At 40.7% G+C, this 15,830-nt stretch carries 19 protein-coding genes; 14 read left to right on the top strand and 5 right to left on the bottom strand.

Features of this window, described 5'->3' with window-relative positions:
- Window positions 1-8: 8 nt before the first annotated feature.
- Together pgaC and pgaD are read left to right on the top strand one after the other, a co-directional pair.
- The gene (gene pgaC, locus F935_RS10830; RefSeq protein WP_035366226.1) at window positions 9-1,265 is read left to right on the top strand and encodes a poly-beta-1,6-N-acetyl-D-glucosamine synthase; all 1,257 of its coding nucleotides are present in this window, start codon (window positions 9-11) and stop codon (window positions 1,263-1,265) included.
- Between the two features lie 89 nt (window positions 1,266-1,354).
- Window positions 1,355-1,774, top strand: coding sequence for a poly-beta-1,6-N-acetyl-D-glucosamine biosynthesis protein PgaD (gene pgaD / locus F935_RS10825; RefSeq protein WP_016138970.1), 420 nt, complete (start codon window positions 1,355-1,357; stop codon window positions 1,772-1,774).
- Window positions 1,775-1,819: 45 nt separating this feature from the next.
- Here pgaD and F935_RS10820 read toward each other — a convergent pair whose 3' ends face one another.
- The 4 genes from F935_RS10820 to F935_RS10805 form a co-directional block, all read right to left on the bottom strand.
- Window positions 1,820-2,380: a TetR/AcrR family transcriptional regulator gene (locus tag F935_RS10820; protein ID WP_016138969.1), complete on the bottom strand. Its 561-nt coding sequence runs from the start codon at window positions 2,378-2,380 to the stop codon at window positions 1,820-1,822.
- A gap of 28 nt (window positions 2,381-2,408) precedes the next feature.
- Window positions 2,409-3,287, bottom strand: coding sequence for an alpha/beta hydrolase family protein (locus F935_RS10815; RefSeq protein WP_016138968.1), 879 nt, complete (start codon window positions 3,285-3,287; stop codon window positions 2,409-2,411).
- 34 nt (window positions 3,288-3,321) lie between these two features.
- Window positions 3,322-4,110 carry a crotonase/enoyl-CoA hydratase family protein gene (locus tag F935_RS10810; RefSeq protein ID WP_016138967.1) on the bottom strand — a complete coding sequence of 263 codons (789 nt, stop codon included), beginning with the start codon at window positions 4,108-4,110 and terminating at the stop codon, window positions 3,322-3,324.
- Window positions 4,111-4,304: 194 nt separating this feature from the next.
- Window positions 4,305-5,249 (bottom strand): DMT family transporter, encoded by a 945-nt coding sequence (locus tag F935_RS10805; RefSeq protein WP_016138966.1) that lies wholly within the window; start codon window positions 5,247-5,249, stop codon window positions 4,305-4,307.
- Window positions 5,250-5,656: 407 nt separating this feature from the next.
- Between F935_RS10805 and pnuC the strand changes: the two genes are divergently transcribed.
- Window positions 5,657-6,238, top strand: coding sequence for a nicotinamide riboside transporter PnuC (pnuC, locus tag F935_RS10800; protein ID WP_016138965.1), 582 nt, complete (start codon window positions 5,657-5,659; stop codon window positions 6,236-6,238).
- A 14-nt stretch (window positions 6,239-6,252) separates the two neighbouring features.
- Window positions 6,253-6,552 (top strand): hypothetical protein, encoded by a 300-nt coding sequence (locus F935_RS10795; RefSeq protein ID WP_016138964.1) that lies wholly within the window; start codon window positions 6,253-6,255, stop codon window positions 6,550-6,552.
- A gap of 46 nt (window positions 6,553-6,598) precedes the next feature.
- On the opposite strand, the gene F935_RS10790 is transcribed toward F935_RS10795, so the two are convergent.
- Window positions 6,599-7,411 carry an IclR family transcriptional regulator gene (locus F935_RS10790; RefSeq protein WP_016138963.1) on the bottom strand — a complete coding sequence of 271 codons (813 nt, stop codon included), beginning with the start codon at window positions 7,409-7,411 and terminating at the stop codon, window positions 6,599-6,601.
- 273 nt (window positions 7,412-7,684) lie between these two features.
- On the opposite strand from F935_RS10790, the gene F935_RS10785 reads away from it, so the two are divergent.
- The 10 genes from F935_RS10785 to F935_RS10740 are packed head-to-tail and all read left to right on the top strand — an operon-like array spanning window position 7,685 to window position 15,821.
- On the top strand, window positions 7,685-7,990 hold the full coding sequence (locus F935_RS10785) for a non-heme iron oxygenase ferredoxin subunit (protein WP_003653126.1): 306 nt from the start codon (window positions 7,685-7,687) through the stop codon (window positions 7,988-7,990).
- A gap of 27 nt (window positions 7,991-8,017) precedes the next feature.
- Entirely contained in the window at window positions 8,018-8,317 is a 300-nt protein-coding gene (locus F935_RS10780; RefSeq protein ID WP_003653124.1) for a recombinase-like helix-turn-helix domain-containing protein, read from the top strand.
- A gap of 16 nt (window positions 8,318-8,333) precedes the next feature.
- Window positions 8,334-9,401 (top strand): aromatic ring-hydroxylating oxygenase subunit alpha, encoded by a 1,068-nt coding sequence (locus tag F935_RS10775; protein ID WP_004641722.1) that lies wholly within the window; start codon window positions 8,334-8,336, stop codon window positions 9,399-9,401.
- The gene (locus F935_RS10770; protein ID WP_016138962.1) at window positions 9,394-10,158 is read left to right on the top strand and encodes an SDR family oxidoreductase; all 765 of its coding nucleotides are present in this window, start codon (window positions 9,394-9,396) and stop codon (window positions 10,156-10,158) included. The genes F935_RS10775 and F935_RS10770 overlap by 8 nt, the downstream gene beginning before the upstream one ends.
- Before the next feature lie 11 nt (window positions 10,159-10,169).
- Entirely contained in the window at window positions 10,170-11,099 is a 930-nt protein-coding gene (locus tag F935_RS10765) for a VOC family protein (protein ID WP_016138961.1), read from the top strand.
- A 28-nt stretch (window positions 11,100-11,127) separates the two neighbouring features.
- Window positions 11,128-12,339: an NAD(P)/FAD-dependent oxidoreductase gene (locus tag F935_RS10760; protein ID WP_016138960.1), complete on the top strand. Its 1,212-nt coding sequence runs from the start codon at window positions 11,128-11,130 to the stop codon at window positions 12,337-12,339.
- A gap of 42 nt (window positions 12,340-12,381) precedes the next feature.
- Window positions 12,382-13,605, top strand: a complete 1,224-nt coding sequence (locus F935_RS10755) for an MFS transporter (protein ID WP_016138959.1) — start codon at window positions 12,382-12,384, stop codon at window positions 13,603-13,605.
- A gap of 23 nt (window positions 13,606-13,628) precedes the next feature.
- A complete protein-coding gene (locus F935_RS10750) occupies window positions 13,629-14,150 on the top strand; it encodes a cupin domain-containing protein (RefSeq protein WP_003653112.1) in 522 nt (173 codons plus the stop codon).
- Window positions 14,151-14,186: 36 nt separating this feature from the next.
- The gene (locus F935_RS10745) at window positions 14,187-15,011 is read left to right on the top strand and encodes an alpha/beta fold hydrolase (protein WP_016138958.1); all 825 of its coding nucleotides are present in this window, start codon (window positions 14,187-14,189) and stop codon (window positions 15,009-15,011) included.
- A gap of 15 nt (window positions 15,012-15,026) precedes the next feature.
- Window positions 15,027-15,821, top strand: coding sequence for an SDR family oxidoreductase (locus F935_RS10740; protein ID WP_016138957.1), 795 nt, complete (start codon window positions 15,027-15,029; stop codon window positions 15,819-15,821).
- The last annotated feature ends 9 nt before the right edge of the window (window positions 15,822-15,830 follow it).

Genomic DNA, 15,830 nt, shown 5'->3' with positions numbered 1-15,830 from the left:
GCTGAAACATGACAATCTTTGCTGCAATATGGTCGCATGCCTTAAAATTCGTTTTTTATTATCCATTATTCATGTCGTATTTATGGATGATGGGTGCGATCATTTTCTATTGGAAAGAACGTCAGGCTCCGCCTTACGATCAACCAGCTCCTTTAGAAAGTTATCCAAAAGTCGCTGTATTAGTTCCTTGTTTTAATGAAGGGGATAATGCAGAGGAAACCATTAGCCATGCTTTAAAACTGGACTATCCTCATTTTGAAGTCATTGCGATTAATGATGGCAGCTCAGATAATACAGGTGAAGTACTTGATCGTTTAGCAGAACAACATGAAAAATTACGTGTTGTTCATTTGGCGCAAAACCAAGGTAAAGCCATGGGATTGCAAGCTGGAAGCTTAATGACTGATGCCGAATTCTTAATTGGCATTGATGGTGATGCTTTACTTGATCCACATGCAGCAAAGTGGATGATTCGTCATTTCCTTGAAAATCCAACAGTTGCAGCCGTTACTGGAAACCCACGTATTCGTACTCGTTCAACTTTATTGGGACGTATTCAGGTCGGTGAGTTTTCTTCGATTGTAGGCATGATTAAACGTGCACAACGTACCTTTGGTCGCTTGTTTACCGTATCTGGTGTAATTACGGCTTTTCGTAAAAGCGCCGTTCACCAAGTCGATTATTGGTCACCCAATATGTTGACTGAAGATATCGATATTACGTGGAAGTTACAGCGTGCAGGTTGGGATATTGAGTTTGAACCGAATGCCTTGGTTTGGATTTTAATGCCTGAAACCCTCAATGGGTTGTGGAAACAACGTTTACGTTGGGCAATGGGTGGTGCACAAGTATTAATTAAAAATATTGATGTGTTCACCAAACCAAAATTGAATTTTTTATGGCCTTTAATGTTTGAGCTTTGCTTAACTTTAGTGTGGTCATATTTAATGCTGGCAATGGCTTTGTTGTGGTTGGTACATTTTATTTTACCACTCCCTGCATTAGCTGTTGTGAGCTCCCCATTTTTACCGTATGGTACCGGTATTTTATTGGGGGCAACCTGTCTAATTCAGTTTGCTTTAAGCAAGTGGATGGATAGTCGTTATGAACCGCATCTAGGAAAAAACTATTTCTGGATGATCTGGTATCCATTGGTCTTTTGGCTAATCACTATTTCAGCAACCATTGTGGCATTTCCAAAAGTCTTACGACGTGGAGATGAGAAACGAGCACGTTGGGTGAGCCCGGATCGGGGCATTCGCTAGAATGAAATGCAAGAGTCATGAGATTTTAAAGATCGTGCTGTATTGATGTCTGGGGAAAAACCACAGCACTTCGTTAGGTAAAGAGAGAAATGAAGACAGATTCGTTGATTATTGATTTACGCCGTCAATTACCATGGCATAAACGCTATGCTTCTACAACAAGCACAGCCATGATGTGGGCGGTTTGGTTGTTGTTGTGGCGTCCGTTCGTGTTTGTATGGCTATTGGTTGAACTACAAAAAACTCATTTGGTACACCGTTTATTTAGTGCCTTTGGTGTAGGACTTGAACATGGCTTTACAGCATTAATTGCTTGTGCAATTTGCTTATTGTTATGGAGCCATGTGCTACCAGAGCGCCGTGTCGGTGGCAGTGCGCTTAAAGCAAAACAGACTGATGATTATTCACGCTATTTTGATTTACCTGAACATGAAATTGAGCAGGGGCGTAGCCAAAAAATTACAGTCGTTCACCACGATGAATTAGGTAAAATCGTGAGAGTTGAATAACGATTAGCCATAAAATAAAGCCCACTTTAAGTGGGCTTTATTTTTTTAAGAATTAAGAAGTCCAAGAATACGTTGCTTAACTTGATCGATGTAAAACTCATCATGAGTCACACGGTACATTAAGATCGCACCTTCATAATCAGCAATACTTTGTTTTGCTAAAATTTCAGCTTGATCTTGAGCAAGGTTCTTCGCAAAAATAGATTGAATAGCCAGTTGCCAGTCCTGAAAAATACTGCGTATTTTGGCTAAAATTTCAGGTGAACCATACGCCGCTTCCATTGAAATCACCCCAATCAGACAACCGTTCACCCCTTGGGTGAAAAACTGAACAGCACGTTTATGCATTTGCTCAAAACGTTCAATGGCTGAGAGTTCTGAATTTGCAGTCGTTCCAAATAAAGAATGGATTAAATATTGATGAGTGCCATTTAACACCTCAAGCAAAAGTGCCTCTTTGTTTGGATAATAATAGTAAAAAGAAGCTTTGGTGAGGCCGCAAGCCTTTGCCAGCATGTCCATGCTCGTTCCTGCATATCCATAAGTTTTAAACTGCAAAGCGCAGTGCTTAAGCAGGTCTTCTTTGGTCAGTTTTTGCGGTCTCATTTCACATTATCCAAAACATAAAGCAGTTTTATAAAAAACCATCAAAAGTGGTGCGGATTTTACTCCAGATGTGTTCAGCATCTTTTTTAAAATAACCCATGTGGCCAATGGTTTTCATAGCAACATCTTGAGGTTGAAGACTGACGTATGAAACTTGAGCTTGTCGATAATGCTGCATAAATGCCCGACAAGAAGTAGGTAAAGCCCAATCATCATCTAGGGCAGAGACTGCATAAATTGGGGTTTTGACAGAGGCATATTGTTCAATTAAGTGTTGTTGTTCTGGGTCAGCAAAAAAATACTTAGGGTTTTTACACCATTTACGCCACTGTTTATAAACATTGAGGGGTAAATCAGAACCCATATTAAATTTGCTCCAAGGCAAATAACCTGTCACGGCAACAATGGGTGGAAATACGATATTCCAGACCACTTGAACTTTAAAACGTTCTTTCAGTGGCATGTAGCCGTGCCAGCCAGCACCTGTACCAAATGTATAGCAGGCCAATAATTTATCATGATTAGGTAGTAGACCTAGCGCATGGCCACCATAGGAATGACCAACCATGAAAAGAGGTAATGGTTCTTTTGATAAATATTCAATCGCACCTGCTAAGTCATATTGTCCCCAATCTAAATAAGACATATCAAATCCTTTTAAAGATTTTGGACTCGATTTTCCAACGCCTCGATAGTCAAACGTAAATATCTGATAGCCAAATTGCGTCATATATTCAGCAAAGCGGCGGTAAAACTCATGTGGCACACCCGTTGCTCCCGCAACGACAATATTTGCTTTAGCTAGTGTCGTTGTAAAGTAACGTGTGCCCTTGAGTTGATAGCCATCTAAAGCTGGAAATTGTACAGTTTGGCTGAGCTGTTCATTTATTTGAGTTGCTGGTTGCATTGCTTTTCTCTTTATTTTTCTAGCGTGATGAATTTTATTTACCTTTAAAAACAGGCGGTCTTTTTTGCACCATGGCAAAAACACCTTCTTGAACATCTTCAGTTTTTAAGAGGGGATGGAGATGGCCCTGTAATTGACTAAATGCAGTTTCATAACCTTCATTTATAGCTTCACGGGCAGAGGCGAGGGTTGCTTTTACAGCAAGTGGCGCAGCTTGAGCAATATGTTCAGCCAGTTCTATTGCACGGTTGAGCTCCGTACCTTCTGGGCATATCTCTGTAATCAGGTTCATATCAAAAGCTGCTTTAGCATCGAAGCTGTCGCCTGTTAACAAATAGCGCATGGCTTTGGCCCAACCTGCGGCTTGAGTAAAGCGCGCAGTAGCTCCACCAAAAGGTAAGATGCCGCGTTGAACTTCCATCTGTGCAAACTGAGTATTTTCACTTGCTAAAGCAATGTCTGCATTCAGAAATAGTTCGATACCAGCGGTGTAGCAATAACCCTGTACCGTAACAATTAAAGGTTTACTCAGTTTTCGCCCAACTGTACCCCAAGGGTTAACTTCTTCATCACTAAAATCAAAAACACCTGTAGCGAGCTTGGGTTGTAACTCAACTAGATCTAATCCGGCCGTAAAATGGTCACCATGAGCAAAGATAATTGCACAGCGAAGAGCATCATTATTTTCATATTCGGTAAGTGCTAGTGATAAATCTTTAATCAAGTGGCTATCAAAGGCATTACGTTTTGCTGCCCGATCTAGACCAATTAAAAAAATATGTCCGCGGGTTTCACGGCTGACTTTTCCTTCTTGATTTGACATTTTTCCGATGTCCTTTGTTTATTTTTAATAAGTTTTTAAACGATCGTTTAAAAAGTGTCAAATACAATTTGTTGACTATTCCGTAAACAAAAATAGAAGGGCGATTAAAAGAAAACTAAGTTTTTATTATTAAGGTTAATGTAAAGATGAGGGGGAGAATAACCTGATGAGTGTTCTCAATCAGGTTATAAATATTATGTTGGACGGCGTGAATACATCAATAACCCTAGGCATAATAAGGTTAGACCTAAAATAAGATGTGAACTGAGCTGTTCATGATTAAACCATGTCCCCCAAAATGTAGCTAAGACGGGGGTGATAATAGTAATAAGTAGCACAGTCGTCGGTTGTAGTATCTTGATGAGTTGATAATAAAAAATCATGGCAAGTACAGAGGAAAAGACCGCGCTGTAGAATACTGCTAGCGAAATTTTCAGGCTTTGAAATTCAGTGGGAAGATGTGACCAAAAGAAAGGTAACAAACATACATAACCGACCCATGAGACAAGGGTAGCACCTGTCATTTGTGTAATGGGCGGAATATGGGCTCCGACAGATTTCACGGCAAACGTCGACAAGACATAAAACAGCATCGCAATCAGTTCTAACATAATACCGACGCGGTTGAGCTGAAAACCTGATGAAGACAGACCTAAAGTAAAGCTCATCCCGACAAGAGCAATACCGAGTCCAAGCCATTGCCATACTGAAAACCGTTCACGTCCTAATAAAAAGGAGCTAATGAGTCCGGACACTAACGGAGAGGTGCCATAAATAATTGAAATAATGGCAGAGGGGACTTTATCTGCACCCATGTAGCAAAACGCCATAGAGCCAAATAAGCCAATGGCTCCAGCACAGTAACTTAAAATAGCTTTTTTACTAAAAATGAGCTTTAAACGAAAAAATTTTAGACACAGCAAGGCGATTGGAATTGCCAAACTGAATCGAATAAATAATCCCCATGCCCAGTGAATTTCTTGTACTGTCCAGACGGCCGCGAGTGGAGTAAGCGACCAAATAATGACGACAGCAATAAATTGGCCGGCTGTAGCAATGCGAGTCGGAGCTAAAGATGGCGCTACAGCCGGCTGAATCTGCGGGGTGGATATATTCTGTTGTTCAAATAATGGCTTCATAGAAAGCTCCAGAAAGTTTGTTCTTTAGTGTTTTAAAAGGGCATAAAAAAAAGCCGCGTTTTATGGCGGCTTGTGATGAAAATCAGGGAATATATTACAAATTAAATATCTCGATTTTCGTATCCAAAGCGCCAAATTGTCTGAAATAAGGACGTCGCCAATTGACCACATCGAACTTAATCTCTGGGGCGTATGATTGACGCGCTAGACAACAATGGGCTTTAGATAAAAACATGATAAGTATATTAAAAATATAGATGATATTTTTATAACATATAAATGAAAAAGTACAAATTAGATTCAAGCATGAGACATGGTTTTTTTGATTACTTTAAATTAGTAGTTTGCTTAGCTTCATATTTTTCTCATAATACCCTGTCAAATGGATCTCAATAAGCAGCTGTTTTATGTCACCTCTAGAAATCTTTGCGGTCTTAATTAGTCTCATTGGAGTCGGATTAACTGTCATCCGTAACATGTGGTGTTGGTTGTTTAATTTCTTTGCCTTTGTTTTATATGCCTATTTGTTTTACGAATTTAAGCTATATGGCGAGACGATTTTGCAGTTCTTTTTTATGGTCGTAAATTTTTATGGCTTTTACTATTGGTTTAAAGGAAAGCAGCAAGATCACGACATTCGAATTGAACCTATTGCATTTCAAACGGCTATCATCCAAATGATTATTGCTGCGGTAGGTGGCTTACTGTTTGGTTTAATTCTTAAAAACTTTACTGATGCAGCAGTACCGATGCTCGACTCACAGCTTGCAGCATTTAGCTTGCTGGCAACCTATTGGACCAGTCGTAAGCATATTGCGACTTGGGTACTTTGGGTATTTGTCGATATTATTTATGTGGGCATGTTTATCTATAAAGATTTATTTTTAACAGCTGCTTTATATGCAGCATTTGTTTTGATGGCAGCTTATGGTTGGTATCAATGGGAAAAGGTTAAAAAGAAACAGCTTTTAGCCTCTAACCAGCTTTAATTTGGAGAGTGATCATGTTGTTGAGCTTAGATGTTTATAAACAACAACAGTTTGATCTGATTGCTGCAAAAATAATGGCAGAGCCAAAACAGTATTGTGAATTTAGTTCAGTGTCAGATTTTTATAATGTCGCGTGGCTCAAAGATTTCCCACAAGGCAGCCAGATTTCTGCCACTGGCTTAGATGACGGTGCTGAAGAGTTTTATGCTGTTGTACAATTTAAACAGCAGTATTTAAAGTTTGATATTAAAGAAAACCATTCGGCACTTATTTTTCAAGATATGAATGGGAACGTATTTAAGCGTAATTTTTAATTTGTGAAGTAAAATTGCAAAAAAAAGCGACTTAACGTCGCTTTTTTTAATAAATAAATTTTGAAATTTTGTTTGCTGTTTCAACGACTAGGCTTGCGATATCTTCTTTAAACGTTCTTTCATCATAAGTTGTAATTGGGCAACTCACAGAGATAACCGCCACCATTTTGCCATTTGACTGTTTAAAGATAGGTGCCGCACAGGCTGCCATATCATGATTATAATGACCCCAGCTCACCATCATTTTTTGTGTTTTTACATAAACTAATCTTTGCAATAAGGTTTTTAAATTGGTTGGAGTTAGTTCAGAAAAACTATCCCAATCATCAAAGTTACGGTAACGCTGACGTACTTCAGTTTCAGGTAAATCAGACAATAGCATTTGACCAATCACGGTTGCATGAGCAGGCCAGCGAGTACCTAAGCTAATGTTGCTCGTGAAGGTTCCCATCGACTGAATATTATTTACAAAGACAATATGTGTGCTTTCTAAAATAGAAAGGTGCACGGCAAGTTTGGTTTGATCACGTAATTCTTTCATTAAAGGCGTCGATAAATCGAGCAATGAAAGTTTAGATAAACTGTTAAAACCTAATTCCATGACTTTTGAATCAAGTGCATAAGTTTTTTGAGAAGCTTTTCTTAAATAGCCACAAGATTCGAGTGTATAGATTAGACGAAATGCACTAGAACGGTTCACTTCTAAAATTTCAGCGATTTCTGTAATCGTCATTTCTTGTGCTTGTTGGTTAAATGCTTGCAAGATGGCTAAACCCCGTACAAGGCCGGGTACTAAATATCGATCATCATTTTTTGTTGTTTCTGATTCTTGCGAATCTTCTTCAATAGTTAGGCTCATTCGTGTCGTTTTCCTATAAATAAAACAAGGTTCAATTTGGGGCATGCTGCTTTATTTTAGAACTATTGTAATTGTTAAAAATACATAAAACAATTTTTATATTTAAAACTTTGTTTCTTGTTTGAAACGTAACAAAATATTTAAAATTTATTAAACCAATGAATTATCTATTTATTTTTACTTTGACAAAAAATGATCAAGGGTATTATGCTTAGCTCATGTTTTGAAAATCAAATTATGTTTTGTATATAAAACAAAATGAGGACGCAAGGTATGAGTTGGATCTCAATTTGTCAGCAGGGTGACGTTAGCGAAGATGAGCCGAAAGCCATCGAAATTGAAGGGAAGAAAATTGGCGTATTTTTCGTCGATGAAAATTACTTTGCGATTGAAAATGTTTGCCCTCATGCATATGCCTTATTAACCGAAGGATTTATCGAAGATCAAACTGTCGAATGCCCATTGCACGAAGCAATTTTTGACATTCAGACAGGTGAGCTAAAAAGTGGACCGGGATGTAGAAACCTATGTACGTACCCAGTTCGTGTTGAAGGACAAGATATTCAAATTCAACTCTAGTCCTCACAGGTACAAGGAAGCAGAACAATGAAGACATTTAATGAAAAGTTGGCAAGCTGGATTCATGCAACGCCGGCAACCGATGCAGGCATCAACAATATTCAAATTCCTGGTCAATCTGAATTGTTGGTTTGGCAAACACGTTATAAAGAACCAACCGTCTACGAACAAGATTTTGTAAAGAACTTGATTCAAGCATTTTCTGCGGGCGCAACAGCATTAGATGACGTTGTTTCTGCACTTAATCAGCAGGGTTTCCGCTGTGAATCTGGTGATGAATGGACTTCTGCGAGCTTTACAGAAGAAATGCAACGTTTAGGTTATTAATTCAAGGAAGAATAAAATGAACGCAATCGTATCAGCTTCACAAAGCGCTGAAGAATATTTAGAACTCGGTTTACGTGATCAATGGCATCCGGTTTTAGCAAGTTGGGAAGTGGCTGCCAATCCGGTCGGAATTACCCGTTTGGGTGAAAACATTGTGGTTTGGCGTGATGCCGAAGGTCAGGTACACGCACTTGAAGACCGCTGTCCGCACCGTGGTGCTCGTCTTTCATTAGGCTGGAACTTAGGTGATCGAGTTGCTTGTTGGTATCACGGTGTTGAAGTTCGTGCTGATGGTGTGGTTGCAGATGTACCAGCCGTTCACGAATGTCCAATGACAGGAACCAAATGCTTAAAAAGCTATCCAGTTAGTGAACAGCATGGCGCAATTTTTATTTGGTTTGGTATCGACGCAAATGAACAGCCAAAACCACTTGAGTTCCCAGAACAACTTGCAAGCGAAGAGTGGAGTGCGTTCCTTTGCCAAGCCGACTGGAAAGTAAACCATCAATATGCGATTGATAACGTGATGGACCCAATGCACGGTACATATTTACACGCGACATCGCACTCGATGGCAGATGGTGAACGTACCGCAGAGATGAAGCATCGTACAACCGATAATGGTTTTGTTTTTGAAAAAGAAGGCCAAACGGGTGTGAACTTCGACTGGGTTGAATATGGCTCTACAGGTGCAAGTTGGTTACGTCTTTCAATTCCGTATCGTAAGCAATTTGGTCCAGGTGGCGAATTTTGGATTGTAGGTTATGCAACGCCAATTGATGCCAACAATACCCGTGTATTTTTCTGGCGCTGCCGTAAAGTAAGTGGCTGGCAACGTAATGTATGGCGTTTCTTATATCGCAATCACTTAGAACAGTTGCATTGGGATGTGTTGGAACAAGACCGCATTATTTTAGAAAACCTTGCACCAAATGCTCGTGAAAAAGAATTCTTATATCAACACGATGTGGGTCTTGCACGTTTACGCCGTTTAATGAAGAAAGAAGCTGAGAAGCAATTAAAGAAAATTGCTGCACTAAATGCATCAAACCGTATCGAGATGCAGGAAGAAGCTCATGGCTAATGTAGCGTTGCTGCAAGGCAAAAAAGTTTTAGTGACTGGTGCTGCACGTGGTTTAGGGCGAGATTTCGCCCAAGCGATTGCCGAGGCTGGTGCTGAAGTTGTGATGGCAGATATTTTATCTGACTTGGTGCAACAAGAAGCGCAAGCTTTGCAAAAACAAGGACTGAATGTTCATGCTGTTACCGTTGACCTTGCCAATGCAGACTCTATTGAAAATGCGGTAGCAAAAAGTGTTGAGCTGTTAAAAGGGCTAGATGGCCTTGTGAACTGTGCGGCGCTTGCAACCAATGTAGGTGGGAAAAATATGATTGATTATGATCCTGAACTTTGGGATCGGGTCATGAATATTAATGTAAAAGGCACATGGCTGATCAGTAAGGCATGTGTTCCACACTTAAAGCAGTCGGCTGCTGGCAAGATTGTGAATGTTGCATCAGATACTGCGTTATGGGGCGCACCGAACCTGATGGCTTATGTGGCAAGTAAAGGTGCAATTTTTGCCATGACACGTTCGATGGCAAGAGAGTTGGGGCAGTTCAATATCTGTGTCAACACATTGTCTCCGGGTCTGACTTTAGTTGAAGCAACTGAATATGTACCGCAGGAACGTCATGATTTATATGTCAACGGAAGAGCGATTCAGCGTCAGCAACTTCCACAAGATTTAAATGGGACAGCATTGTATCTACTGTCGGATTTGTCCTCTTTTGTGACAGGTCAAAATATTCCGGTCAATGGCGGTTTTGTCTTTAACTAAGGAGTAGTCAAATGATTACAGGGATCGAGATTTTAAAGTTTGGAGTTGAAGATAGAGCCGCTTCAAACAAGTTTTTAGCAGATTTTGGTTTAAACCAAAGTGCTTCTGATATTGAAGGCGCTGATTTATATCAGACTCAAAACGGTAGCAAGATTTATCTATTTAATTGTGATGATGACCGTCTACCACCTGCGATTGAACAAGGTTCAACTTTACGTGAAGTCACGTGGGGTGTTGATCATGCTCAAGACCTTGAAGACTTGGCAGGCCGCCTAGCCGATGTAAATGGTTTTAAGCGTTCTGAAAATACAGTTCAGTGCCTTGATCCAAATGGCATGACTATTCGTTTTGAACAAAGTTTTGTGAAAGATGTTCAAGAACTTAAAACGGAAGGCATTAACCAATACGGCAATATTCAACGTGTGAATGCGGCAAGTCCTGTATATGAAAAAGGTCAACCTGTTGCGATTGGACATGTCGTGTTCTTCACACCAGATTTAGCAGCAACTGAAAATTTCTATATTGAAAAAGTAGGCTTTCATTTGTCTGATGCCTACAAAAATCGTGGTGCATTCTTACGTTGCCGCGGTAAAGGTTATCACCATGATTTATTCCTACTCAGTGTTCCAAATAAACCTGCTGGCCTAAATCATGTTGCTTTTGTCGTACGTGATATCCACGAGGTGATTGGGGGTGGTTTAAACATGAATCGTTCTGAATGGTCAACTTTTATTGGGCCGGGACGTCATCCAATTTCTTCTGCTTATTTCTGGTACGTCAACTCACCATTGGGCGGTGCATTTGAATATTACACCAACGATGATTATTTGACAGAAGAATGGCAGCCACGTGTGGAAGAACATCGTCTAGAGCTTTTCACCGAGTGGGCGATTGAGGGTGGTCTTGATGACACAACCCGCCGTCAGGTGAAGCCTGTTTAACAGGTATTGCTGAACAAGGAAGATGGCTATGGAAAAGATCGTAATTGTAGGTGCCGGACAGGCAGCGGGTTGGGCAGTAAGCACACTACGCCAAAATGGTTATGTGGGCGAAATTCACGTGGTTTCAAATGAAGATCAAGTGTTTTATGAGCGTCCGCCACTGTCTAAGCAAGTACTTTCAAAAGAAGCAACTTATGAAAGTTTGAATCTGTTCTCTCCTGAACAGGTTCAAGAGTTCAATGTTCAATGGCACAAACCGGAAATTGCGACAAAAGTTGATCGTGAACAAAAACAGGTTCATCTCGAAAGTGGTCAGGTTTTGCCCTATGACAAATTACTAATTGCAACAGGAAGCCGTGCACGTGTACCAGTCAATACATGGCAGTTCATTCCAAATGTTGTGACATTACGTAATGTGCATGACTGTGAACGCTTAGCCGAAATTTTAAAGCATGCAAAAAATGTCGCTGTGATTGGCGGTGGTTGGATTGGTCTTGAAATTGCGGCAACTGCACGTAAGCAAGGTAAAGACGTTCATATTTTTGAATATGGCGACCGTTTATGTGCAAGAAGCGTGAGCCCTGAAGTCTCTGCATTTTTAAAAAACATGCATGAAACCCAAGGCACAAAAATTCATTTAGACAGCAAGAGCCTTCACTTGGTTGAAGCACCTCATCAAAAAGTTGAAGTGGTAAACCATCCTCAAAATAGTCAATTGTTTGACTGTGTGGTGGTGGGTGCGGGTGCCGAGATTGCTAAAGAGCTCGGTGTACACGCTGGTCTCGATGTGAAAGATGGCATTGTGGTGAACTGCTTTGGACAAACTTCAGATCAACACATTTATGCCGCAGGCGATGTCGCGATTCATCCGGGTTTGGGCTATTGCATTCAGTCTTGGGCAAATGCACAAAATCAGGCAATTGCCGCAGCGAAGTCGATGTTGGGTATTGAAACTGAATATACCGATATTCCATGGTTATGGTCTGATCAATACCACTTTAATATCCAGATATTAGGTACGTATCAACCTGAAAAAACGAAAGAGTTAGTGATTCGCCAAGGCGGTGAAGATCAGGTGAGTTATTTATATCTGGACCATGAAAATCGTTTGCTCAACATGATTGCCATTAATGATTCTAAACTGGTCAAACTGGCAAAACGTTGGATGCAAGCCAACACTGTTTTAGACCCAAAACTGTTAGAAGATTCTGAATTTAATGTCATGAAGTTAAAACCGTAAACATTAAATCTGGTTCTCATTACCAAATCGAAGGAATGACACATGAGTAATGAAGAAAAAAGTGGATTAAAGCATTGGGTACCTGCTTTTGTCCTTATGGTGTGTGTGGTACTGGCATTTTTCGACAAAATTAGTATTGCGGTTTTATTTTCAGATCCTCATTTTCAAAGTGCTATGGGAATTGATGAAGATAAGGCCAAATTAGGTTGGCTCATGACAAGTTTCTTACTTGCTTATGGTTTTTCCTCAGTCTTTCTAAGCTTTTTGGGTGACATCTTCTGCCCAAAGAAAATGCTGTTTTGGAGTGTAGCTTCATGGGGTTTACTCATGTTTTGCATGGGGTTCACCACCAGTTATTCGGGTATGTTGATTTTACGTGTGCTGTTAGGTTTAGCAGAAGGTCCGTTGTTTGCCTTGGCTTATACCATTGTAAAACAGACATATACAGACCGTCAGCAAGCTCGTGCTTCAACCATGTTCTTACTTGGAACACCAATTGGTGCATTCCTTGGGTTCCCAATCACGGCAAGTGTTTTGGCACACCATGACTGGCATACCACTTTTTTTGTGATGGCTGGGTTAACGCTAATCGCTATTTTCAGCATTGTTTTCGGTTTGCGTAATTTGCAACTCAAGAAAACCGTGGAAATTGAAGGCGAGAGTAAACGTACCAATTTCAAAGGCCATATTGCCAATACCAAGGTACTTTTGAGTAATAGAGCATTCTGGCTGGTTTGTTTCTTTAACATTGCATTGATGACTTATTTATGGGGCTTAAATAGCTGGGTTCCTTCTTATTTAATGCAAGACAAAGGCTTTAACCTCAAAGAATTTGGGATGTATTCAAGCTTTCCATTCATTGCCATGTTGATTGGCGAAGTGATCGGCGCATTTTTATCTGACAAATTAAACCGCCGCGCAATTCAAGTCTTTAGCGGCTTATTACTCGCAGGCATTTTCATGTATGTGATGGTCATCATGACCGAGCCATTATTGATTATTGCAGCGATGTCTTTAAGTGCGATGGCTTGGGGTTTTGGAGTGGCCGCTGTATTTGCTCTGCTTGCAAAAGTAACCACCTCAAATGTAGGGGCGACTGCGGGTGGAATATTTAACGGTTTGGGTAATTTTGCAAGTGCAATTGCACCTGTACTTATCGGTTACATCGTGATGCAAACACATAGTTTTAATTTGGGAATTACCTTCTTGGCTGCTGTCGCTGTCATCGGGTCATTTTTCTTGGTTCCTCTTTTAAAACGATATTAATTCACTGTATAGGAGTTTAAAAAATGACTACACAACAATTCGAATCGTGGGCACAACCAGAAAATTCTTCTTTAGAAGATTGGTTAAACACGCGTATTGCTCGCTTTGAGACACGTAAATATGACTTTGAGGCTTTGAAGTTCCAAGCCGATTACGACCCAAAATATCGCCGTGCTCAAATGCGTTACATGGGTACAGGCGCAACAGGTGTTGCAAATGACGGTAACACTGTACCAGCAGAAAACTTTACGTTTTCGACCATGGTGTTGCCACCACAGTGTGAAGGTCCTTTGCACATTCACCATGACGTTGAAGAGGTTTTCTTTATGCTCCGCGGCGAAATTGATTTGTTCATTGAGCACAACGGCGAAAAATTCGAAACCCGTTTAAAAGAGCGTGACCTGATTTCAATTCCACCGGGAATCTACCGTGGTCTATTTAACCCAGGTCAAGAAGATGCCTTGATGTGCGTAATGTTAGGAACAGGTAAACCGACGATTCCTAACTATCCACCAGAGCATCCATTGTCTCAAATCAAACGTTAAGCGCTTGATGATGTGAGTTAAGGGAAAGGAATAAAAATGATGACACTCATTGAAAAGTTAGCAGAATTTCCGGTTAAAACGGTGACTGTTCAAGGCCAGCAACAAGCATATCGAGAAGCCGGTCAGGGCGAATACCTCGTGCTGTTACATGGCATTAGTTCAGGTTCTGCTTCTTGGGTGAACCAACTTGAAGTGCTGTCTCATCATTTTCATGTCATTGCCTGGGACGCACCGGGCTATGGCAAATCAGATGAACTTTTAACTGATTTGCCGAATGCTACCGACTACGCAAAGCGTTTGGCAGCATTGTTCGAAGTTTTAAAAATTGAAAAAGCAATTGTGGTCGGACATTCGTTAGGTGCCTTACAGGCGAGTGCATTTGCTGCACTTTACCCAGAGCGAGTGGAACACTTGGTTGTCGCTAACTTAGCTCAGGGCTACCAACGCCACGATGAACAAACACAAATTCAGGTTTTTGAAAAAAGACCAAAAATGTTGAAAGAACTTGGTGCTAAAGGAATGGCCCAAAGCCGTGGACCTCATTTGATTTATAAACAAGAGCCACAAGCCTTAGCCTTAGTTTCAGAGGTGATGCAACAGTTGACCCTACAGGGTTTCACACATGCATCGTACTTACTTGCATATGACGAAATACGTAATTACTTAACCCATTTAAAAGTCCCATGCACAGTGATTGCAGGGCAGCAAGATCAAATCACTCCTGCGTTAGGTATACAAGCGCTTGCTCAGGAATTGCAGTTGGAACAGCGCTTCGTCATAGAAGATGCCGGACATTTAAGTTATGTCGACCAACCGCAAGCATTTAACCAAATTATGTTGACGATTCAGGAACAATCGTAAGAGAGATTAAGGATTATGAGCTTCCAAGTTGAAGGAAAAGTTGCAGTTGTTACCGGTGGCTCATCTGGGATTGGGCTGGCTGCTGTTGAAATACTGGTTGCAGAGGGTGCAAAAGTAGCTTGGTGTGGTCGCGATGAAGAACGTTTAAATGCTTCTAAGCACTATATTTTAGAAAAATATCCGCATGCCAATATTTTTACCAAAGCATGCAATGTATTGAAAAAAGAAGAAGTTCAGCAATTTGCTAAAGACGTCAAACTCAATTTGGGCAATGTGGACATGCTCATTAACAATGCTGGGCAAGGTCGTGTTTCAAATTTTGAAAATACGCAAGATGAAGACTGGATGAAAGAAATCGAGCTGAAATATTTCAGTGTTTTACATCCGGTACGGGCTTTTCTCGACGACTTAAAACAGTCGGCAAATGCCTCAATTACCAATGTGAACTCGTTACTGGCATTGCAGCCGGAACCGCACATGATTGCGACTTCATCTGCACGAGCTGCACTGTTGAATTTAACCCATTCTTTGGCACATGAATTTACTCAATATGGCGTTCGTGTTAACTCGATTTTACTTGGAATGGTTGAATCTGCGCAGTGGAAACGCCGTTATGAAACTCGCTCAGACTTAAACCAGTCGTGGGAAGAGTGGACAGGCAATATCGCAAAAAACCGCGGTATTCCTATGCAGCGTTTAGGCCGTCCTGAAGAACCTGCTCGGGCTTTAGTTTTCTTGGCATCACCATTGGCATCTTACACCACAGGTGCGGCAATAGATGTCTCAGGTGGTTTTAACAAACATTTATAAATATTAGGT

The organism is Acinetobacter calcoaceticus ANC 3811, assembly GCF_000399665.1.
GTDB lineage: Bacteria > Pseudomonadota > Gammaproteobacteria > Pseudomonadales > Moraxellaceae > Acinetobacter > Acinetobacter calcoaceticus_B.
The sequence above is the reverse complement of the archived record's forward strand: the minus strand, read 5'-3'. Positions and strand labels throughout refer to the sequence as shown.